The sequence below is a fragment of the Pannonibacter sp. I15F10I1 genome (assembly GCF_900185665.1).
GTDB lineage: Bacteria > Pseudomonadota > Alphaproteobacteria > Rhizobiales > Stappiaceae > Pannonibacter > Pannonibacter indicus.
Genome location: NZ_FYAN01000011.1, coordinates 57432 through 78511 on the forward strand (window position 1 = coordinate 57432; position 21080 = coordinate 78511).

At 63.8% G+C, this 21080-nt stretch carries 16 protein-coding genes and 1 riboswitch; of the genes, 4 read left to right on the top strand and 12 right to left on the bottom strand.

Annotated features, from left to right (window positions below):
- Positions 1-48 precede the first annotated feature (48 nt).
- Complete coding sequence (locus IF10I1_RS08810; RefSeq protein ID WP_186392509.1) at positions 49-957, bottom strand: DMT family transporter; 909 nt, start codon at positions 955-957, stop codon at positions 49-51.
- A 131-nt stretch (positions 958-1088) separates the two neighbouring features.
- Between IF10I1_RS08810 and IF10I1_RS08815 the strand changes: the two genes are divergently transcribed.
- Entirely contained in the window at positions 1089-1526 is a 438-nt protein-coding gene (locus tag IF10I1_RS08815; protein ID WP_050471022.1) for an Lrp/AsnC family transcriptional regulator, read from the top strand.
- A 141-nt stretch (positions 1527-1667) separates the two neighbouring features.
- On the opposite strand, the gene IF10I1_RS22835 is transcribed toward IF10I1_RS08815, so the two are convergent.
- Positions 1668-4100, bottom strand: a complete 2433-nt coding sequence (locus tag IF10I1_RS22835; RefSeq protein ID WP_208977212.1) for a methyl-accepting chemotaxis protein — start codon at positions 4098-4100, stop codon at positions 1668-1670.
- Between the two features lie 274 nt (positions 4101-4374).
- Positions 4375-4890 carry a hypothetical protein gene (locus tag IF10I1_RS08825; protein ID WP_050471020.1) on the bottom strand — a complete coding sequence of 172 codons (516 nt, stop codon included), beginning with the start codon at positions 4888-4890 and terminating at the stop codon, positions 4375-4377.
- 274 nt (positions 4891-5164) lie between these two features.
- On the opposite strand from IF10I1_RS08825, the gene IF10I1_RS08830 reads away from it, so the two are divergent.
- Both IF10I1_RS08830 and IF10I1_RS08835 read left to right on the top strand, forming a co-directional pair.
- Entirely contained in the window at positions 5165-5416 is a 252-nt protein-coding gene (locus IF10I1_RS08830; RefSeq protein WP_208977680.1) for a hypothetical protein, read from the top strand.
- 149 nt (positions 5417-5565) lie between these two features.
- On the top strand, positions 5566-7599 hold the full coding sequence (locus IF10I1_RS08835) for a methyl-accepting chemotaxis protein (RefSeq protein ID WP_186392511.1): 2034 nt from the start codon (positions 5566-5568) through the stop codon (positions 7597-7599).
- 96 nt (positions 7600-7695) lie between these two features.
- On the opposite strand, the gene IF10I1_RS08840 is transcribed toward IF10I1_RS08835, so the two are convergent.
- The 8 genes from IF10I1_RS08840 to IF10I1_RS08875 form a co-directional block, all read right to left on the bottom strand.
- On the bottom strand, positions 7696-9183 hold the full coding sequence (locus IF10I1_RS08840) for an ATP-binding protein (protein ID WP_050471017.1): 1488 nt from the start codon (positions 9181-9183) through the stop codon (positions 7696-7698).
- Between the two features lie 243 nt (positions 9184-9426).
- Positions 9427-11226, bottom strand: coding sequence for an allophanate hydrolase (gene atzF / locus IF10I1_RS08845; RefSeq protein WP_186415069.1), 1800 nt, complete (start codon positions 11224-11226; stop codon positions 9427-9429).
- Positions 11223-14762: an urea carboxylase gene (uca, locus tag IF10I1_RS08850; protein WP_186415070.1), complete on the bottom strand. Its 3540-nt coding sequence runs from the start codon at positions 14760-14762 to the stop codon at positions 11223-11225. Before uca ends, atzF begins: the two co-directional genes overlap by 4 nt.
- A complete protein-coding gene (locus IF10I1_RS08855; protein ID WP_186392514.1) occupies positions 14762-15415 on the bottom strand; it encodes an urea amidolyase associated protein UAAP2 in 654 nt (217 codons plus the stop codon). The genes uca and IF10I1_RS08855 overlap by 1 nt, the downstream gene beginning before the upstream one ends.
- A 14-nt stretch (positions 15416-15429) precedes the next feature.
- Positions 15430-16260, bottom strand: coding sequence for an urea amidolyase associated protein UAAP1 (locus tag IF10I1_RS08860; protein ID WP_186415085.1), 831 nt, complete (start codon positions 16258-16260; stop codon positions 15430-15432).
- Between the two features lie 36 nt (positions 16261-16296).
- The gene (locus IF10I1_RS08865) at positions 16297-17085 is read right to left on the bottom strand and encodes an ABC transporter ATP-binding protein (RefSeq protein ID WP_186415071.1); all 789 of its coding nucleotides are present in this window, start codon (positions 17083-17085) and stop codon (positions 16297-16299) included.
- Positions 17082-17900: an ABC transporter permease gene (locus IF10I1_RS08870; protein ID WP_094462176.1), complete on the bottom strand. Its 819-nt coding sequence runs from the start codon at positions 17898-17900 to the stop codon at positions 17082-17084. The genes IF10I1_RS08865 and IF10I1_RS08870 overlap by 4 nt, the downstream gene beginning before the upstream one ends.
- A 66-nt stretch (positions 17901-17966) precedes the next feature.
- The gene (locus IF10I1_RS08875) at positions 17967-19037 is read right to left on the bottom strand and encodes a putative urea ABC transporter substrate-binding protein (protein ID WP_186415072.1); all 1071 of its coding nucleotides are present in this window, start codon (positions 19035-19037) and stop codon (positions 17967-17969) included.
- A 74-nt stretch (positions 19038-19111) separates the two neighbouring features.
- Positions 19112-19219, bottom strand: a riboswitch (guanidine-I (ykkC/yxkD leader).
- A 227-nt stretch (positions 19220-19446) separates the two neighbouring features.
- On the opposite strand from IF10I1_RS08875, the gene IF10I1_RS08880 reads away from it, so the two are divergent.
- Entirely contained in the window at positions 19447-20100 is a 654-nt protein-coding gene (locus IF10I1_RS08880; RefSeq protein WP_186415073.1) for a hemolysin III family protein, read from the top strand.
- Positions 20101-20167: 67 nt separating this feature from the next.
- Here the strand turns inward: IF10I1_RS08880 and IF10I1_RS08885 are convergent, their stop codons facing one another.
- Positions 20168-20938: a L,D-transpeptidase gene (locus IF10I1_RS08885; protein WP_123195607.1), complete on the bottom strand. Its 771-nt coding sequence runs from the start codon at positions 20936-20938 to the stop codon at positions 20168-20170.
- Positions 20939-21080: the final 142 nt, after the last annotated feature.

Sequence of the window (21080 nt, forward strand, 5' to 3'; positions counted from 1 at the left end):
GTGATCACTGTCGTGGCACAACGCCACCGTGCTCTGGGCGGTTTCCGTTTAACAAGATCCTGTCCGCTCAGCCGGGCGGCCCGTAAGGGACCAGCCGAATGCGGCACCGGCTGCAGCCAGCAGGATGACGGCCACGCCAGCCATTTGCAGCAGCCCCAGCCTGATCCCGAAAACCAGAAAATCCGCCACGATGGCAACGGCCGGATAGATGAACGACAGCGATCCGGCAAGGCTGGCCGGCAGTTTCTGAATGGCACCATACAGCAGCACATACATGAACCCGGTATGGATGACGCCCAGCGTGACGATAAGCGCCCAGGCATGAAGGTCCGCCGGCATCTGGCCGAAGTCCGCCAGCGGCGCCAGCGTCAGCAGGCCCGTGGCCAGTTGAATGAATGCAATCAGATGCGGCGGGATGCCCTTGAGCTTCTTGGCAATGATGGCGGCGGCCGCATAAAAGAACGCCGCTCCCAATGACAACCCCACTCCCGCCAGATAGCCGCCTGCCCCGGCCCCGGTCACCGCTCCGGGGCGCCCCTGAATGATTGCGAGCATGCCTGCGAAGGCCATGACCATCCAGCCGAGCCGGGATGCCGTCAGCTTCTCCCCGAAAATGACGGCCGCCATGACCGCCAGCATGAAAGGCTGGGTGTTGTAGACAGCCGTGGCAACGGAAATCGAGGCCCGCGGATAGGCGGCAAACAGCAGGATCCAGTTGATGGCAATGGCCACCCCGCCAAGAGCCGCCAGTCCTGCCTGTGGCAGGCTGATCCGCCTGCGCCGGAACAGCCCCAGGCCCGCGCAAACCGCCAGAAGAACGCCCGCGCCAAAGACGCAGCGCCAGAAGACAATGTTGAGAACCGGCTGACCGGAGAGAACGACGAAGAGGCCGACCGTTCCTGAGATGATCATTGCGGCGGTCATTTCGGCCGTTCCGCGGGCATGAGTGCTTGTCATTGTGGCGCTCCATCCTGAAGGCCATCATGATAAGGGCAGACAGAAGCGCAAAACATGATCTAGAGTAGGCGATATCTCTCCGAAGCCTTATTTACGAAGGTGAAATAGGCAAAAAACCTGATAGAGAACCAATGCTTGACGACACAGACCGCCGGATCATTGACATCCTCACCCGGGACGCACGCGTTTCACTGAAGGAACTGGCGCAGGCCGCCGGTCTGTCATCGCCCAGCACATCGGAGCGTTTGCGCCGTCTTGAGGAGCGCGGCATCATCCGCGCCTTCACGGTAGATCTCTCCCACGAGGCGTTGGGCTATACCTTGCAGGCCATCGCCCGCATCCGCCCCCTGCCGGGCAAGCTGCATATCGTGCAGCAGATGATTGCCGATCTGCCTCAGGTGCTTGAATGCGACAAGGTGACGGGTGACGACTGCTACATTGCCCGCATTGCCGTGCGGTCGATTGATGAACTGGACAAGCTGCTGGACCGGATCGCCGACAAGGCAGAGACCAACACCTCGATCGTCAAGTCACAGCCCGTCAAGCGCCGGAATCCGCCCCTCGGCTGACGCCACCTCTCGATGAGAACGACACATCGAAAGGTGGCTAAGCCCGTGCAGCGCTTGAGCAGTTTCAAGGCATGATGCGTCAGCACCATAGGACTTGGTATGACGCCAGCGCTTGCGGTAGCCGCGCATCACGCCTTGGCATCAGGCCGCCGCGATACCGTTGAGGAACCGCTCCACTTCACTGCGCAGGTCCGAGGTGCGGGCGGCGAGCTTTTCGCTGGCTTCCAGCACCTGGCCTGAAACTTCGCTGGCCTGTTCCACGGTGGCAGACAGGGCGTTCATGTTGCCGCGCACGGCCTGCGTGCTTTCGGCGGCCTTCTGGACGTTGCCGGAGATTTCGCCCGTTGCCGCCCCCTGCTGCGTCACGGCCCCTGCAATGGCCGTGGTGTAGCTGTTGACGTCCGACATGGTGCGGGCAATTCCCGCGATGGCATCGACGGCAGCCCGGGTGGAATCCTGAATGGCGGAAATCTGTCCTGAGATTTCCTCGGTTGCCTTGGACGTCTGCGTCGCCAGTTCCTTCACCTCGGAGGCAACCACCGCAAAGCCGCGGCCGGCTTCACCGGCACGGGCCGCTTCGATGGTGGCATTCAGCGCCAGAAGGTTGGTCTGCTCGGCAATGGCGCGGATCAGGGTCACGACCTCGCCAATGCGGTCGGCCGCTTGCGACAGGCTTTCGACCTTGCGGTTGGTGTCGTCCACGGAGGCGGCTGCCATTTCAACAACCTGGCTGGTGCGCTGAACCTGGGAGCCGATCTCGCCGATGGAGGCGGCCAGTTCCTCGGCAGCGCCTGCAACGCTTTCGACACTGTGGGCCGCAACGCCGCTGACATCCAGCGTATCGCCGGCCTGGCGCGCGCTTTCGCCTGCGATCCCGGCCAGCGCCTGCGCAGTGCCTTCCATGCCGGACGCGGTTTCACCCACAGCCGCCAGCGTTTCCTGCACCCGGTCCCGGAAGCTGGCAATCAGGGCCGTCATCCGTTCCTGCCGCTCCACCTGAGCGCGGGCCTCTTCTTCATTGGCTGCTTCAAGCCGCTGACGCTCGAGAATATTGTCACGGAAGACGCGGATGGTGCGCATCATTCCGCCGAATTCATCCCGGCGCGCCTCCTGCGACAGGTCAATGTCCGTGCGCCCTTCCGCCAGCCGCTCCATCTGCACGCCAATGGCACGCAGCGGCCGGGTGATGAGCATGGCCAGCAGGACCGCAAGGCCGATGCCTGCGGCAATGGCAAGCGCGACCGCACCACCAATGGTGCCCAGAGCGCCGTTGGCGGCGGAAAACGCAGCCTGGGACTGGGCGCTGGCGAGCTGGCTGATCTGCTGGCGCACATCTGCCGACAAGGCATCCAGCGCCGTGGCCGTTTCGGCCAGTTGCTGCAGGGCGCTGGTCAGGCTGGCAAATTCGGCGGCATAGACATCCACCTCGGCCGTAATCGCTTCCACGGCGGGCTTGATTTCGGGAAAGGCACCTGCATCCGCGGCCAGCGTGTTGGCCAGGGTCCGCAGGGATTCCATCCGGTTCAGCACCGGATCGGGCTTGAACGGCCCATCTGCGGCCAGCGTTTCCATCGTGGCCGAGCGCAGCTCCAGCACGGCGCGGGTCAGCTTGTCCACGTTGCTCTTGACCAGATCCACGATCCCTGCCCGGCTCTGGGCAGAGGCTGCCGACTTGCGGGCGTCATCCTGAACTGCGTAAAGGCTCTGCTGCAGGCCGGAGGCCTGCTTGCGCACGCCCTCCAGTTCACCCGCCAGCACAGCCACCGCGGCGCGGCGGCCCCAGGGGTTGTCCATGGCACCCAGCGGCTGCAGACGGGTGGCAAAGGCCGTCAGGCCTTCGGTCAGTGCAGTCAGGCTGGCAGGCTCAATGCCGCTGCCCTTGACCTTGGCAATCGCCCCGGCAGCATCCGTGAGATGTCCACTGAGGGAGACGGCCTCGCCGATCAGAGTGAGATTTCCGTCGCGCCCTGCCCGCAGCAGCGTGATCTCGACCATCAGCAGGTTTTCCAGCATGCCGGACAAGGGCCGCACCACGCGGTCGGCCCGGTCACGTGTGCCGCCAGCCTTCTTGCTTTCGTCAATGGCGGCGCGCTGCGCCTGCTGCATCTGGTCACTGATGGAGGTCACCAGTGTGTCGAGCTTGCCTGCAGAAGCCGTCAGCCGCTCAAGCTGAGCCTGACGGGCAGCGATGGTGCCGACCACTTCGGTGAAATTCACCTGCAGCTCCGCGACAGCGCCCGATGCCGCCTGAGTCGCGGCGCGGGCCTGGCCGTCAGTAAGACGGGACTGGAGCTGGGTGAGCTGGCCCGCCAGTGCCGAAAGCCTGTCTTCTGCCGTTTGCGCAGCTTCCGCGGCAGGCGCTGCCAGATAGGCCTGACTGGCTGCCGACGCCTCCTGAAGCGCGGCAATCGACTCCGTTGCCAGACCGCTGACCGCCTGTTTGTCCTTGAGGTCCAGCACGGCCAGCGTGCCTGCCCCGCCCGCTAGACCCGTCAGGAGGATCATGGCGGCGAAACCGCCCGCCAGCTTGGTGGAAACTTTCAGATGGGAAAAAACCCCGCGCAGCCCCGGCATACTCAACTCCCGTTACCCTTGCAGGAATTACGGGGTATCGGAATAAAAATTCAGTAAATTCCTCCAGGTTAAATAAATCAGGCCTTATGCGCAGCAGAGGGCACAGCTTAAAAACCGCACTCTTCAGCGGATTGACTCTGCTCCGAGCCCGGGGCGGCACAGCCTCGACTCAAGAGAAGGCGCTTGCCCGAAATAAATAACGCAACAGGATTCTGACGGCGGAAGGTTAGGAAGGCCTGCCGCCTGCCATTTCATGACCTCCCGCAAGGGAAGCTTACTGACCTGCGGCAGCGCCCAGTTCCGCCTTGATCGAGAAGGGCGTGCCATCCATCGACAGCACGATGTCATCGACCACCGGCTTGCCGTTCTCGACGATGACCTTGAACAGCGTCTCGTTATAGGCCTGATATTCGGCCTCCTGACCGAAGCAGGTCACGGCCTGAAAACGGGCCTTCACATCTGTCACGGCGCCCTGCGGCGGCGCGGCGGTGATCGTGACATTCTTCAGAGGACAGCCATCCTGACCGTTGACGATCACATCATAATCAAAGGGCGAGCCGCTCTCGCGGGCATATTCGCCCTGCATCGCCTTCTCGTAGCGGGCAGCAAAATCGGAGCTGAACAGCACCTTCAGCCGGCTGGCGTCAAAGATGTCCTGATACTCGGCCCCGCTCTCGGACCAATTCGCTTCCGTCATCCTCATGATCTCGCGCACCGGCGCGGTGGCATCGGCGGCAAGAACGGCCCCCGGCAGGACAAGCCCAATTGCGAACACGGCTGTCTTCAGCATTTCCGGCACTCACCCCATCTGGCGCACCCGGCCTCGCCGGGACTGCAGCATGTTTTAAAGCGGCAGAATCCCTGCCATGCCGCTTTCTCTCTCAGGCGATCATGTCAGCCTTGCGGCAAAGCGCAAGCCGGGAATGGACAGGCATTGATACTGATCCGGCAGGAGCTGATCGGGTGGATCCAGACAGGAGCGGAGACTCCTCTTGCCTGCCTTGAAGGAACGGAGTATAGGAACAAAAAGAGAACGAACCAGAGTCACTGCCATGGACGGACAGATGGATATCAGCATCACCCGCTTCGAAGTGGAAGACGTTGCGCGCTATCTGCGGGCAACGCTCAATCAGGCCAGCCGCATCCGCAGCAACGCCCCGGCCGGAAGCTACCTCGACACAGTGCTCGCCCGCACCATTGAGGGGTTGGAGCTGGAACTGGCACAACTGAAATTTTTACTGGCGGACCCGGAGTTTCCGGTCCCATCGGTGCAGCCATCCTCTCCCCCCATGACACGGATGCGCCGTGCGCAATAAACTGTGGCAGCCCCGTCTTACGCTGAGGAATACTGGACTATATATTCAATAGTCGGCTATCGAATTTATATTTATTCCTGAAGGGTTACACTTTTTTCACCGCACACACGCAGAATTCTGGCACTTGTTCAAGATGTCTGGAGCATTCCATGTCGCTGAAGGGCCGCATCTTCATTTCGGCGAGTGCCGTATTCATCATCGGGTTTGTCGTGGTCATCGCGGTGATCTCGGCAATGATGCAATCGTCTGCCCGCAGGTCAGGCGAAGAGCAGGTTGAACAGGCAACGCTGTCGCTTGCCACACAGGTCAGCAAGACCGTGGCCGAAGCTCAGCTGGCCGCACGCTCTGCCGCAGATGCGATGGAAGGCCTGCTCCATGCCGGAATCACGGACCGCAATGCCTATGGCGCGGTCATGCAGCAGATCATTGCCCGCAACCCGCAGTTTGTCGGCGGCGGCGCCATCCTGGAACCCGATCTCGCCGGCCTTGATGCGGACAACAAGGGAACCGGCTTCTCGGACGGGAACGGCCGTTTCATTCCCTATTTCTATCATGCGGACGGCAAGGTGGCGATGGAGCCGCTGATCTTCGGCGGCGACAGCGGATCGGAGGACTGGTACGACAAGCCCCGCCAGCTGCGGCAGGACACGGTGACCGAGCCCTATCTCTACCCGGTCAACAACGTTGATGTCCTCATGGCCACCGCGTCTTCTCCCATCATCGATGTCAGGGGCAGCGGCGCAGGCGGCGCCACCATCGACGTGTCTCTGGAAGGACTGCAGAAGCAGGTCGCCTCCTTCGATCCCTACAAGACAGGCTACGTCGGCCTGATCAGCGAGGGCGGCGTCTGGGTTTCCCATCCCGACAGCCGCCTGCTGGGCAAGACGGCGGACCAGAGCCTGATCTCCCGCCTTTCGCAGGCTCAGGACGGCATCAGCATGAAGGAGACGGATGGCGTCTATGAAGCAATCCGCGCCATTCCGCTGGTCAACACCAGCCAGAAGTGGTTCGTCATCCTCACCGTTGAGGAAAGCGAGTTGCTGGCAGCCGCCATCACCACCCGCAACACCGCCATCATCCTGGCTCTGGTCATTCTGGCGGCGGGCACGGCATTGATGTGGCTGCTGGGCGGGAATATCTCCCGGCCCATTTCCCAGCTCACCCAGCGCATGCGTGCCCTTGCGGCCGGGGATGTGGACAGCCCCGTTGCACACCGGGAGCGGAAAGACGAGATCGGCATGATGGCCGGCGCCCTCGGCGTTTTCGTGGAAAATGCGATCGAACGGGTGAAGCTCCAGGGCGAAAGCGAGGCAGCGCAGCAGGCGCGCCTTGCCCGGCAGGAGCATGTCGAGGCGCTGATCCAGGACTTTGAGGCAGAGGTCCGCCAGGCCATTTCCGAGGTATCGGCCAACTCGGGCCGGATGGAACAAACGGCAGGTGCACTGACCTCGATTGCCCAGGCGACCTCCAGCAAGGTTTCCACCGTGGCTACCTCCTCTGAAACGGCCCAGATCAGCGTGCAGACGGTTGCCTCTGCGGCGGAGGAACTGTCCGCTTCCATCGGCGAAATCAGCCGCCAGGTGGAGCAGACCAAGGGCGTGGTGGAAGCTGCGGCCCGTGCCGCCGCCCTCTCCAACGAGCGGGTCGGGAGCCTTGATACCGCGGCCCAGAAGATCGGCGAAGTGGTGCAGCTCATTCAGGCCATTGCCGAGCAGACCAATCTTCTAGCCCTCAACGCCACCATCGAGGCGGCCCGTGCGGGCGAAGCCGGACGGGGCTTTGCAGTTGTGGCGGCGGAGGTGAAGGAACTCGCCAACCAGACCGCGAAGGCGACCGAGGAAATCTCGTCGCAGATCAGCGGCATCCAGTCCTCCACCCGCGAGGCGGTTGGCTCGATCCAGGAAATTGCCGAGACCATGGGTGAGGTGAACCAGTTCACCACCACCATCGCCGATGCCATTTCCCAGCAGGGAGAGGCAACGCGTGAAATCACGGTCAACGTTCAGCGCGCCGCAGATTGCACCAGCGACATGAGCGGCAGCGTCGGCAATGTGATGCAGTCGGCCCAGGAGACCAGCGGTTCGGCCAGCGATGTTCTGCAGGCCTCGCAGGATGTGACCCGTCAGGCGGCAAAGCTGGAAGAGACAATCGCGAGCTTCCTGCAGCGCGTGCGCGCCGCCTGACAGGCAACAACCGTCACAAGGAACCGAAGGGGCGCTGCGGCGCCCCTTTTCAAGTCAGGGGAGCGAGGTCTGGCGCGTCAGGCCTTGAGAATGCTCTCAGGCTGCCGCTTCGGCATCGCCCGGGGCTGTCTGCCAGCCCAGGTCCGTCAGCGTGACAATGCGGTTGCCGCGCATGTCGGTGGCGCAGAGCAGGAAGCCCCGCTCCTCCATATGGGCCAGCAGCCAGCGGGCACGGCCCGGCGAGCGGGTGCCATAGGCCTTGGCGATTTCCGCATTCGGCGGGCACGGCGCCTTGGCGAGCGCCGCTTTGGCCAGCAGCAGATAGACCCCGCGCATGTCCTCCGGCAGCTCGGCGGCAATCAGTGCCGCCCGCTCCCAGTCATTGGTGTCCACCTCACCACTGTCGACGCCGGCACGGGCCACCGACAGCTTCTCGCGGAAGACCGACAGATCCGGCACGCCGCCGGGCACCTTGGCGATACGGCAGCGGACCTGAAAGTCCTGATAAAGCGCTGCCACCGGCTGGAAGGCCGCCTCGGGCTCCGCCAGAATTGCCGTCATGATTTCGTCGATTGCCGCATCCCGCTCGGCCGTGTCCACCGGCGGTTCGTCCGGCTGCGGTGCGGGCTGGTTGCGGGCGCTTTCCATGCGGCCCGCAGCCGACAGCTGCGTCAGGATTTCCGCCGTCGAAACCGGCTCCGGCGCACGCGGGCGGATACGCAAGGCCTCATCCGGCATGGGCGTGAAGATCAGGTCCTTGGCATCTTCCGCCGGCTTGTCCGGCAGCGGCGTCAGCTTCGGTCCGCCGCCGCGGCCGGAGGTCTCCACCGGCCCGATGCGCACCGGCACCGGACGGCGCGACATGGCAGGTCCCAGCGCAATGAAATGGCCGCGGTCGAGATTGCGGAAAGCTTCCGCCTGCCGCCGCTCCATGCCGAGGAGATCGGCCGCGCGGGCCATGTCGATGTCCAGGAAGGTGCGGCCCATCAGGAAGTTGGAAGCCTCCGCCGCCACGTTCTTGGCAAGCTTGGCGAGGCGCTGCGTGGCGATGATGCCGGCCAGCCCGCGCTTGCGGCCGCGGCACATGAGGTTCGTCATCGCGGTCAGCGAGCGGCGGCGCGCCTCTTCACTCACTTCACCGGCAGCCGCAGGGGCAAAAAGCTGTGCCTCGTCCACCACCACCAGCATCGGATACCACTGGTCACGATCCGCATCGAACAGGCCGTCAAGGAACGTTGCAGCCGCCTTCATCTGCCGGTCCGCATCCAGACCTTCCAGATTGAGCACGACGGAAACCCGGTGCGCACGCACGCGGGCAGCGATCATCTGCAGGTCACGCTCGGTTCCGGCGGCATCCACGACAACATGGCCGAACTTCTCGGCGAGGCTGACGAAGTCGCCCTCCGGATCGATGATCGCCTGCTGCACCCAGCTGGCGGACTGTTCGAGAAGACGGCGCAGAAGATGCGATTTGCCAGAGCCGGAGTTGCCCTGCACCAGCAGGCGCGTTGCGAGCAGTTCTTCCAGATCCATCAGCGCCTTTGCGCCGCCTGACATTTCGCCGATATCGATGCTGACCGTCATTCCCCGTCCCGTGCCGCTGAAATCCGGTTAGGTCTAAAGACCTCGGGCATGGCATTGCCGCCGCCTGAGACTTGCCGGTCAAACCCGGCCGTCCGGCGGTACTCCCTCAAGGTGGGCAAGGTCAATGCTCTGCGCCGCAAACATAGCGATTTTCAGGCGGGGGTGAAGCCGATTCCCCCGCTCTTCTGCGATCGCCTTGTGGACGAGCGGCAGCAAGGCCCTGCCCTGCCGCCGCCCCTGCGCTCAATTCCTCTGCGCGATATAGGCGCGCCAGCCGCCGAGGCTGGTGATCTCCTGCGCTCCGGCCACGGCATGGCTCTCGCACAGGAAGCCGGAGACGGCACTGCCGTCATCCAGCGTCACCTTGCCGATGCCGAGCGGTGCCGGGATCTTCTGGACGAACCGGCCGAAAGCCTCCGGCGTCACCTTCCACACTTCCACCTCAAGCCCGCTTCCTGCAAAGCCCGGCTCACGGATGAGGCCCGGCTTCGGCGGCGTAGTGCCCGGCAGCACGAAGAGGCGGTAGTCGCCCGCCGTGCGGCAGGTTTTCACCAGCTTGCCGCCCGGCCCGGTCAGCTCGTGATTGAGCGGCATGCCGGTCAGATGCGCGCCAACCACCACAACCGGGACCAGCCCGTCATCGGGCTCCGGCACGCGGCTGGCCTGAGGCAGCTCTGCCGTCTTGTCCTTGCCCATGCCGCAGGCCGCTGCCCGGTGCAGGGCATCGGCGAAGGGAGCGAGCGCATCATCGCTGAAGGCAGGACCGAACAGGGTCACCCCGCCCGGCAGGCCATCCGGGCCGAATCCGGCCGGCACGGCAATGGCGGCATAGCCGAAGAGATTGGCAAAGTTGGTGTAACGGCCAAAGTGGCTGTTTCTGGTGACAGGATCAGCCAGCATCTCCTCGACCGTATAGATCGTGGGCGAGGTTGGCAGCATCAGCACATCCACCTTCGCCCACTCGGCCAGCGTCTTCTGGCGCAGGTGGCCCAGCCTGTACTGGCCCTCGAAAGCGGCAACCGCATCATAGGCCTTCGCCCCTTCGATGATGGCGCGCACCGTGGGGTCGAAGTCTGCCGCATTCGTGGCGATGAAATCCTTCACCGCCGCCAAGCGCTCCGCCACCCAGGGGCCGTTGTAAAGCAGCTCCGCTGCCTGCCGGAACGGCGCATAATCGAAAGGCACGATGACGGCCCCCAGCCCCCGCGCCCGCTCGATGGCTGCATCATAAAGGGCTTCGACGCTGGCATTGCCGAAAAACTCCCGCTCTGGACCTGCCAGCACCCCGACTCTTAACCCGGAGACGGGCAGGCTCACCGGCTCTTCCTTGCGGGAATAAGGATCGCCCGCGTCAAAGCCATCCATCACCTTGCGGATGGCAACGCCATCGCCCACAGTCGCGGCGAACACCGTCACCACATCCACGCTGCGGCAGGCGGGCACGACGCCCGTGTTGGGCACCAGTCCCGGCGTCGGCTTGATGCCGGCGAGATTGTTGAAGGCCGCAGGCACGCGGCCAGACCCTGCCGTATCCGTGCCCAGCGCAAAACTGACAAGCCCCGCCGCCGTAGCAACCGCCGAACCGGAGGAAGAGCCGCCGGAGACATAGTCCTTGTTGAAGACGCAGCGCGGTGCCCCATGCGGAGAGCGGGTGCCGTTGAGCCCGGTGGCAAACTGGTCAAGATTGGTCTTGCCCACCACCAGAGCCCCGGCAGCCTTCAGCCGCGCCACCACCGCCGCATCCGCCTCCGGCTGATAGGCATAGGCCGGGCAGCCTGCGGTCGTCGGCAGGCCCGCCACATCGATATTGTCCTTCACCGCGAAGGGAATTCCCCAGAGCGGCAGGCTGTTGGGCTCCGGCGCCCGCGCCATCAGCGCCATGGCGGCGGCCCGAAGATCCTCGTCCTTCGCACGCGTGATGAAGACCGCCGGATCATCACAGGCATTGCACCGGGCAATCACCTCTTCCACCAGAGCAAGCGGCGTCAGGCCATTCTGGTAGGCCGCCCGCAGGGAGGCAAGGTCAAGCATCACCGGGATCATAGTGCATCCTCCAGTACCACCAGCACGTCACCGGCCCGGATGCTGCGGCCGGGGGCGGCACGCAGCTCGCTGACCCGTCCGGCCACATGGGCGGTGACCGTGATTTCCATCTTCATTGACTCGATGATGGCGAGCGTTTCGCCAGCTTCCACTTTCTGGCCGGCCTCCACCAGCACTTTCCAGACATTGCCAGGCACGGCGCTTTCGACACCCGTGCAGCCTTGCGGAATGTCACCGCCAAGGCCCGGCCCGCCCCCCTCGTCCGCCACGAAGCTGTCCAGCCCCGCGTCCTTCCAGCGCTGGCGCTCTGCCTCGAAGGCAGCCTGCTGGCCCTGCTTGAAGGCGGAGATACTGGCCGCATTGGCCGCGAGGCCAGCCTCATACTCTGCCTGCGAGAAGATGCCCTCCTCGATCCTCACCGGATAACCGCCATGGGGAAAGGCGGCCCGCGCTTCGGTCAGTTCCTGATGCGAGACAGGGAAGAAGCGGATCTGGTCGAAGAAATCGAGCAGCCACGGCTTGTCCTTGCCGAACACATCCGTCTGCCGCCATGTGTTCCACATCTGGATGGTGCGCCCGAACAGTTGATAGCCCCCAGGCCCTTCCATGCCATAGATGCACATATAAGCCCCGCCGATGCCCACTGCGTTCTCCGGCGTCCAGGTGCGGGCCGGATTGTACTTGGTCGTCACCAGCCGGTGGCGCGGGTCGACAGGCGTTGCCACAGGTGCGCCGAGATACACATCCCCCAGCCCCATCACCAGATAAGCTGCGTCGAAGATGGTGTCCTTCACCGCCTGCTCATCCGCAAGGCCGTTGATACGGCGGATGAACTCGATGTTGGACGGGCACCAGGGCGCATTGGGGCGCACCAGTTCCTGATACTTGCGCATCGCCAGTTCCGCATCCGGATCGTTCCAGGACAGCGGCAGCCAGACGGTGCGGCTTGGCACCTTCACCTGCGAGGCCGGCGGCAGAGTCTCCTCGATCTCCGCCAGAAGACCCAGCAGGCGGCTGCGGGTCAGGCTCGTGCCGTCATAATGGATCTGCAGCGAGCGGATGCCCGGTGTCAGGTCGATCAATCCGGGCAGCTTCGCCGCTTTCACCGCTTCCATCAGCAGGTGGACACGCATGCGGATGCCGATGTCGAGCTGCATCGCGCCATATTCGACCAGCAGGTTGTCATCGCCCTGACGGCGGTAGACAACGGGCACTGTCCCGGCCATGCCCGTTGCCAGCACAGGCGACCCCGCCTCCTCACCCAGCTTGCGGACAGCAGGCCCCGCCAGCGGATCGCCCTCGCGCCCGGCCGCATAGAAACGGATCCGGTCGCCGGGCTTGAACTGCCCCATCTTCCACTGCTCGTCCCGGACGATCACCGCCGGGCAGACGAAGCCGCCAAGGCTGGGGCCATCCGGCCCCAGGATGATCGGCATGTCGCCGGTGAAGTCGATGGCCCCGATGGCATAGGCATTGTCATGCAGGTTGGAAGGGTGCAGCCCCGCCTCCCCGCCATCAGCCCGTGCCCACTTCGGTGCAGGGCCAATCAGCCGCACGCCCGTGCGGGCCGAGTTGTAATGCACCTCGTAAGCGGCGGAAAACAGCGTCTCGATGTCTTCCTCAAGGAAGAAATCCGGCGCGCCATGCGGGCCATAGAGCACGCCCACATGCCACTCCCGCGTCAGCTCCGCAGGCGCACCGGCAGGCTTGACCGGAGCCTGCTCCGCCCGCGCCAGCCGCAGCACATGGCCAGCCCGCAGGGTGCCGGTGGCATTGCCGCCGAACTGTCCCAGCCCGAAGGTGGCACGTGAGCCCAGCACCACCGGCGCATCAAGCCCGCCTGCAACAGCAAGATAGGTCCGCTGTCCAGCCCCCTTGATGGCTCCGATGGAGAGCGTCTGGCCTGCCAGCACCTCGAAGGCTTCGTTGTGCGGCACCGGCGTGCCGTCCAGCGAAGCAGGCATCAGGGCGCCAGCCAGCGCCACGCGGACGTCCGAGAAGAACCGCAGCACCGGGCCGGCAACGGTCAGTTCCAGCGCCGCCGTCTCATCCGCATTGCCCACCAGCCGGTTGGCATGGCGGAAGGAGCGTTCATCCATCGGTCCCGACGGCGGCACGCCCACATGCCAGAGGCCGAGACGGCCCGGCAACTCCTGCAGGCTCGACTGAGCCCCCGGCGCGATCACCTCGATGACATCCGGCACAAAGGCAAAATTCCTGAGCGCCGTCGTCGCCACCTGACCGCTGCGGAACAGGTCCGAGGCGGCAATCGCCTTCAGATAGCCGAGATTGGTCTCGATCCCGCACAGGGATGTCTGTGACAGTGCTGTAGAAAGGGCTTCAATGGCCGAGGCCCTGTCCTTGCCGCTGACGATGATCTTGGCCAGCATCGGATCATAGAAGGCAGTCACCTCCGTGCCCGTCTCCACCCAGCCATCCACGCGCACGTCTTCAGGAAAGCGCACCTCCGTCAGAAGGCCCGCGCTGGGGCGGAAGCCCGCGTGAGGCATTTCCGCATAGACGCGCGCCTCGATGGCCGCCCCCCTGGGTGTCAGTTGCCCGGCACCGGCCAGCACATCCTCTCCCGCTGCCTGACGGATCATCCACTCCACCAGATCGACGCCGAAGACGGCTTCCGTCACCGGATGTTCCACCTGCAGGCGGGTGTTCACCTCAAGGAAGTAGAACTCTTCCCGCGCCGGATCGTAGATGAATTCCACGGTACCGGCCGAGGCGTAGTTCACCTGACGGCCCAGCGCCACGGCTGCCGCATGCAGCTTCTGCCGTACCGCGGCGGAAAGACCCGGCGCCGGTGTCTCCTCGATCACCTTCTGGTTCCGCCGCTGCAGCGAGCAGTCCCGCTCGCCCAGCGCCACCACGTTGCCATTGCCGTCTCCAAAGATCTGCACCTCCACGTGGCGGGCTCTGGCAACGAAGCGCTCCAGATAGACACGGGCATCGCCGAAGCTGGCCTGTGCCGTCCGCTGCACCGTCTCGAAGGCGGCACCCAGCGCTTCGGGCGTCTCGCACAGCTGCATGCCGATGCCCCCGCCCCCGGCGGTGGACTTCAGCATCACCGGATAGCCGATGGCCTCCGCCGCTGCGAGAGCTTCAGTCCCGCTGGCAATGAGGCCGGAGCCCGGCAGCAGCGGCACGCCGCTGGCCTTCGCCAGTTCCCGCGCCGTATGCTTGAGGCCGAAGGCCGCGATATTGTCCGGCGAGGGGCCGATGAAGGTGATCCCCTCCGCCGTCAGCCTTTCGGCAAAGCCGATGTTCTCCGACAGGAAGCCATAGCCCGGGTGGACAGCCTCTGCCCCCGTCTCACGGCAGGCGGCGATGACGGCCTCCACCTTGAGATAGCTTTCAGCCGCCGGGGCGGGGCCCAGCCGCACAGCCTCATCGGCCATCAGCACCGCTTTGGAAAACCGGTCGGCATCGGAATAGACCGCAACGCTTGCGATCCCCATCTTGCGCAGCGTCTTGATGACGCGCACGGCGATTTCGCCGCGGTTGGCGATCAGAACCTTCTGGAACATCACGCCGCCCCGTCATCCCAGACCAGCACCCGGATGGGTGTCGGGTCAAAGCCATTGCAGGGATTGTTGATCTGCGGGCAGTTGGAGATGACCAGCAGCACATCCATCTCCGCCTTCATCTCCACGTAGTCGCCGGGCGAGGAAATGCCATCCACGATGGTCATCTTGCCGGACGGTTCGATCGGCACGTTCATGAAGAAGTTGATGTTCGGCACCACATCCCGCTTGCTCATGCCGTGCTTCGATACCTCGATGACGAAATTGTCGCGGCAGGCGTGGAGATATTTCGTGTAGGCGCCAAAGCGCACCGTGTTGCTCTCGCAGGAGCAGGCCCCTGCGGAGGTGTCATGGCGGCCGCAGCTGTCCGCCGTTACCGTCAGCATCACCCGGCCTTCGCTGGACATGATCTTCGTGCCGGTGGAGACATAGGCCGCCCCCTGCTCGCGCATGGTGTCCTGGCTGGAATAGCGCTCGGAGAAGTCATGGGCGTTGTAGAACAGCGTGTCGACGGCCTGCTGGCCATAGCTGTCCTCAATGCGCAGCACCTGCCCCTTGCGGACAAAGGTGGAGAACGGCGCTTCGGCAGGAATGTAATGGTCCTGCACTGCTGTTTCAGGCGTGCGGGCGACAGAAGTCTGAATGAATGCGGTCATCGGTCTGTCTCCCCTCACAGTGCTGCCAGCGAATAGTTTTCAAAGCCGCGCACGGCTTCGGCGGTTGCCGTGCGGCACAGGTCGTCCGCAGCGGGCAAACTGGCCGCAATGCGGGTGATGGTGACGGGGTTGGGCGCATAGACCGGGCTTGGGTCGAGCGGATGCGGGCAGTTGGAAAAGGCGGCGGTCATGTCCATCTCGGCGCGCAGCTCCACGTAGTCGCCAGCCGAGACCATATCCGCCACCCAGCTGAACCGGCCTTCTGCATCAACACGCACGGGGGCAAAGAGGGCAAGGGCAGCGGGAATGTCGCGCTTGTCCAACCCGGCCTTGGTGGCGGCCAGCACGAAGTTGTCGCGGGTGTTGCGCAAGGAAGCTCCGTTTGCGCCGGCATATTTGCGTGCATTGGACGCCGCAGTGGACCCGCCCATCAGGCAGTCATGGGCACCGCAGCTGTCCCCGGTGATGGAGAACATCACCTTGCCCATGTCCGAGAAGATCACCCGCCCCATGGCAAGGGCGGTGGTCCACTGAACCTTCACCGTATCGGGCAGGTTCAGCCGCTCGCTCGGATCCGCTGCGCTCCAGGCGACCAGAGACACGGTGGACAGGCCCTCATCCAGCGCAACACGCAGGGTTTCTCCGGTCTTGACGCGGGTTGCCCAGTACCAGCCGCCGGGAATGACCTCCCGGTGGATGATCCTGTCTGCGGCGATGGCAGGCGCGGGCTTCACGCTCTTGCCCGGCAGGGCCTTGGGGGCAAACTCAAGACCCTTCTTCTGATGTTCCTCATAGCGCGCCCTGTTGGCGGCGATCTCTTCGGGAGAACGGCGGATGTGCACGATTGCAGCTCCTGTGGATGGATGGCCGGGCCGTCCCGGCTATTGCCCGTCCAGAGAGACCGGGCCGTCCCGGTCAGGGCGAAAGAGTGAGGGCTGTCCCGCCTTGCGGGGCGGCCAGATGCCGATATCGCGGGTGATGGTGGCCCCGTAGCGCAGCTTCTCCTCGGGCCGGTCGCGCGGGCGCTCGAAGGCGACAACACGGGTGGCGAGGGTAAAGGCCTCCCGCATGTCATGGGTGACCATGACCACGGTCATCGGCGCCTCGTGCCAGAGCTTCTTCATCAACGTATGGATCTCGGCGCGGATGCCGGGATCGAGCGCGCCAAAGGGCTCGTCCAGCAGCAGCACCTTGGGCCGCATGATCAGCGCCTGCGCCAGGGCAAGCCGCTGCTGCATGCCGCCGGAAAGCTGGGCAGGATACTTGGCCTCGGCACCGGTAAGGCCAACCGCCGCAATCATCGCCCGCGCCTCATCTGCACAGGTGCGGCGGGCCGCGCCGAACAGCCGCCCGGCAATGCGCGAGGCTTGCAGTTCCTTGCCCAGCATGACATTGCCCAGCACCGTCAGATGCGGAAACACCGAATAACGCTGAAAGACAACACCCCGGTCCGGGCCTGGCTCCTTCGGCAGTGGCATCCCGTCGAGCAGGATTTCGCCCCTTGTGGGCACCTCCTGCCCAAGCAGCATGCGCAGGAAGGTGGATTTGCCGCAGCCGGAAGGGCCGACCAGCGCAACGAAGGCACGGGACTCGATCTCGATGGAGACATTCTCCAGCACGATCTGGTCGCCATATTCCTTCCAGAGGTGCCTGACGGACAGCGCGCTCATTTGCCCTTCTCCAGTTCAGACCAGGGAAAGACGGCGATGCGCAGCCGGTCGAGCAGGATGTCCGTCACGACAGCCAGCAGGGTGATCCACACCACATAGGGAAAGATCACATCCATGGAGAGATAGCGGCGCACCAGAAAGATGCGGTACCCGAGGCCAGCATCCGCCGAGATGGCCTCCGCCGCGATCAGGAACAGCCAGGCAGGCCCAAGCTGCAGCCGAAGGCAGGTGATCAGGCGGGGCAGCACCTGCGGCAGCACCACACGCAAGGCAATCAGCCAGGAGGAGGCGGAGAGAGTTTCCGCCTTGACGATCATCTCGCGCGGCAATTCGATGGCCTTGAGCGCCAGGTCCCGGATCATGACCGGAGCAACGCCGATGACGATCAGCGCAATCTTGGAAGCTTCCCCCAGCCCCATGACGATGAACAGCACCGGCAGCAGCGCCAGCGGCGGCACCATGGAAAAGGCTCCGACGAAGGGCGAAAGCAACGTCCGCGCATAGGGCAGGATGCCGATGACAAGACCGGTCAGCAGCGCGATGACCGTGGCAATCCCAAGACCCGCAAACAGCCGTTTCAGGCTCGCCAGGGTGTCGGACCAGAGGAGATAGTCCCCCGTCCGCACATCGGGCTCAAGCGCCATGCGGCTGATGGCATCACCAAGTGCCGCAAGGCCCGGCAAGAGCTTGTCATTGGGGTTTTCCGCCAGCCTTGCAGCTGAGCCCAGCATGTAGGCCGCCAGCAGCAGCACGAAGGGCAGCATCACCAGCGTCAGGCTGGCGCCTTTTCCCGGGCGTGAATTGATCCAGCGCATAGGTACCTCTCGGGACAGCGGGAGAGGGAATGGAGGCTCTCCCCCATTCCCGGACCGGGCAGGAAATCAGAGGTCGCCTTTGGCGGCTGCTTCCATGAAGGTGCCGGTGAAGCGGAACTTGATGTTCTCCTTGTCGCCCAGCACGCTGCCGTCCGGCATCTCGATACCGATCACGTCCGCAGAGGCGGCACCGCTGCCCAAGAGCCCCTTTTCGAAAAGGAAGTTGCGCACCAGGTCCATGGTCTTGGGCAGGCTTTCCGAGAGGGTGAAGGCCAGGGCCTCATCCGGCTTGCCGAAGAGCATCGTCGCCGCCATCTGCGCCTCAAAGCCGGCCAGATCCGTGCCTGACGCCGCGCCCATCGCCTCGCGCGCAGCCTTGCCCTCGGGGCTATCGGCCAGCATGATGCCCATGGTCTCGTACCAGATACCGGCCAGGGCCTTGCCGAACTCCGGATTGTCCTTCAGCACTTCGGTTTTGGCCACCATGAGGTCAATGATCTCACCGGGAATCTGTGAGCTGTCGAAGACCTTGCGGGCCGAGGGATCTTCCATGATCGAGGATACGAGAGGGTTCCAGGTCACCACCGCCGTCACGTCCGGCGTCTGGAAGGCGGCCACCATGTCCGCATCGGAGGTATTCACCACCTTCACGTCACGCTCGGACGATCCGATGGTCTCGAGCGCCCGGGCCAGCAGATAGTGGGAGACAGAAAACTCGACCAGATTGACGTTCTGGCCCTTGATGTCCTCCAGACTGTCCTTGCCCTTCAGGATCACCGCATCATTGCCATTGGAGAAGTCGCCGGTGATCACTGCTGTCGTATCAACGCCGCCGGCGGCCGGGATGGACAGGCCATCCATATTCGTCAGCGTCACCGCGTCATAAGCACCGGCGGTATACTGGTTCATGGACTCCACATAGTCGTTGAACTGGGTGACCTCGATGGTGATGCCGTATTTGTCAGCCCACTTCTTCACGATCCCCTGATCAGCCGCATAGCCCCAGGGCATCCAGCCCACATAGATGGACCAGGCAACCTTGAAGTCCTTCTTGGGAGCAGCATGGGCGGCAAATGGAGCGCCCGCCACGAGGGCTGCAACCGCAATGGACGCCAGGAATTTGGAAATGGTCTGCATTGGTGTTCCCCTTCTTGCATCTTCAGAAAGGGATCGGCATGGACCTTCGCGCCGCCAATCCCTTGGCTTACGAGGTCTCCCGGGCTTTTATCCCGCCGTGCACCCGGCGGACTGTCCCCCCGCCGGTAGCAGCTCTCGGACCAGCCGCGTCATGAAACGCCGGAACCCTAGCCGCTAAACTCTGCGTGATGTTTTGCAAGTGCCGTGCCAAGGCGCAATGACTACCGGAACGGCAGAAAACCGGCATTTCCCGCAGACACCTTGCGGCAAGACTGCACAAGACGCAGGGGAAATGCCCACAAATCAGGCATCAGCCGCCATCAAATCTGACAAGAACGGATCTATCTTTGCGCTTGGCCGGACGATACATTACGTTGACGTAACCGGAAGACAACCAGACGAGGGGCGCATGCGGGAGCAGACAAGAGCAGAGCGGATTGCAGACGGAACGGTGCATGTCATCGGCATAGCACTGGGGGTGGCGGCCACCATCATTCTTCTGACACTGGTTATCCCGCAGGAAGACGCGGCCGGGCGCATTGCCAGCATTTCCGTCTATACAGCCTGCCTGATGGCCATGCTGATCTGTTCGGCGCTCTACAACATGCTGGCCAAGAACAACCATGCCAGCTGGTTCCGCCGTTTTGACCATGCCGCCATTTTCCTGATGATTGCAGGCACCTACACCCCCTTTGCCGCCATGGTCATCGGCGGCTGGCCGGGCATGCTGGTGCTTGCGGTCGTCTGGACGGGGGCAATCACGGGCGCCACCATCAAGCTGGTGCGCCTGCAGCGCTTTGACAAATACACCGTCCCGATCTGCCTGGCGCTCGGCTGGGTCATTGTCTTTGCCTATCAGCCGCTGCTGCAAAACGCGTCTCCGCTGGGCTTCTGGCTGCTGGTGGCGGGCGGTGCGCTCTATTCGGCGGGCACGGCCTTCTACGCCTGGAAGTCCCTGCCCTTCCAGAATGCCATCTGGCACAGCTTCGTGCTGGCCGCTGCCATCTGCCACTTCGGCGCCATTCTTTCCGACGTGGCCCTGACACCCGCCCTGACGACCTGAGCCGGAACGGAAAAGGCCCCGCACATGGCGGGGCCCGATCGTCTCGAAAGGCAGGAATGAAAGCGGCTCAGCCGGCCTTCTTCTTTTCCGCCTCGGCCATCTGCTTCTTCACGCTGTCCGGGATGGCATCCCCCAGAACGACGACCTTGGTGTTCATCGGAACGCGCTCGTACAGGTCGATCACGTCCTGATGCCACATGCGGATGCAGCCGCTCGATACGCTGCGGCCGATGCTCTGCGGCTCGGTGGTGCCGTGAATCCGGTACAGCGTGTCGACATTGCCCTGCCACAGATAGAGCGCGCGGGCACCCAGCGGGTTGTCGATGCCGCCATCCATCTTGCCGTCCTTGTACTTCTTCAGCTCAGGGCGGCGTTCGATCATTTCCTTCGGCGGGAACCAGGCGGGCCATTCCTGCTTCATGCGGATCGTCGCAGCGCCGGACCAGCCGAAACCGGCCTTGCCGACGCCGATGCCGTAACGCAGGGCCTTCTTGCGGGAGATGGTCCAGTACAGGAAGTGATTATAGGGATCGACGATGATCGTTCCCGGGGCTTCCTTGGTCTCGTAGTCCACAACCTGACGCCAGAACTGCCGGTCGAAGTTCTTGTACTTGATCGCCGGAATGTTCCAGTCGCCATCCTTGCGGGCCGCATAGGCCAGATCATAGTCGAACTTTTCGTCCGGCAGCGGCGGCTGGTTCGGCAGCCCGACAGGCTGCTCGAGCGTCTGGCACCCAGCGGCCGACAGCACCATGAGCGCCGCACCTGAGAAAAGAAAACCACGCCGGCTCAAACCGCGCGACTCACGTTCAAATTCCGAAGCAACATCCGCTGCCATTTTGGGCTCACCCTTGACCTGACGAACCGTCATAAACGCCATCTTTTGCGCCGGTTCTTCAGGAGAAGGCAATATTCGGGAAGAATGGACAAATGAAATCCCCGCGAGCGCGGCAATTCCGCCACAGATGCGTGCTCCGGCT

What these genes read in the sequence shown, in the direction of transcription:
- IF10I1_RS08810 (WP_186392509.1), bottom strand. Translation starts at nt 957, where the DNA reads ATGACAAGCACTCATGCCCGCGGAACGGCCGAAATGACCGCCGCAATG.
- IF10I1_RS08835 (WP_186392511.1), top strand. Translation starts at nt 5,566, where the DNA reads ATGTCGCTGAAGGGCCGCATCTTCATTTCGGCGAGTGCCGTATTCATC.
- IF10I1_RS08875 (WP_186415072.1), bottom strand. Translation starts at nt 19,037, where the DNA reads ATGCAGACCATTTCCAAATTCCTGGCGTCCATTGCGGTTGCAGCCCTC.
- uca (WP_186415070.1), bottom strand. Translation starts at nt 14,762, where the DNA reads ATGTTCCAGAAGGTTCTGATCGCCAACCGCGGCGAAATCGCCGTGCGC.
- IF10I1_RS08830 (WP_208977680.1), top strand. Translation starts at nt 5,165, where the DNA reads ATGGATATCAGCATCACCCGCTTCGAAGTGGAAGACGTTGCGCGCTAT.
- IF10I1_RS08870 (WP_094462176.1), bottom strand. Translation starts at nt 17,900, where the DNA reads ATGCGCTGGATCAATTCACGCCCGGGAAAAGGCGCCAGCCTGACGCTG.
- IF10I1_RS22835 (WP_208977212.1), bottom strand. Translation starts at nt 4,100, where the DNA reads ATGCCGGGGCTGCGCGGGGTTTTTTCCCATCTGAAAGTTTCCACCAAG.
- IF10I1_RS08840 (WP_050471017.1), bottom strand. Translation starts at nt 9,183, where the DNA reads ATGACGGTCAGCATCGATATCGGCGAAATGTCAGGCGGCGCAAAGGCG.
- IF10I1_RS08815 (WP_050471022.1), top strand. Translation starts at nt 1,089, where the DNA reads ATGCTTGACGACACAGACCGCCGGATCATTGACATCCTCACCCGGGAC.
- atzF (WP_186415069.1), bottom strand. Translation starts at nt 11,226, where the DNA reads ATGATCCCGGTGATGCTTGACCTTGCCTCCCTGCGGGCGGCCTACCAG.
- IF10I1_RS08865 (WP_186415071.1), bottom strand. Translation starts at nt 17,085, where the DNA reads ATGAGCGCGCTGTCCGTCAGGCACCTCTGGAAGGAATATGGCGACCAG.
- IF10I1_RS08885 (WP_123195607.1), bottom strand. Translation starts at nt 20,938, where the DNA reads ATGGCAGCGGATGTTGCTTCGGAATTTGAACGTGAGTCGCGCGGTTTG.
- IF10I1_RS08855 (WP_186392514.1), bottom strand. Translation starts at nt 15,415, where the DNA reads ATGACCGCATTCATTCAGACTTCTGTCGCCCGCACGCCTGAAACAGCA.
- IF10I1_RS08880 (WP_186415073.1), top strand. Translation starts at nt 19,447, where the DNA reads ATGCGGGAGCAGACAAGAGCAGAGCGGATTGCAGACGGAACGGTGCAT.
- IF10I1_RS08825 (WP_050471020.1), bottom strand. Translation starts at nt 4,890, where the DNA reads ATGCTGAAGACAGCCGTGTTCGCAATTGGGCTTGTCCTGCCGGGGGCC.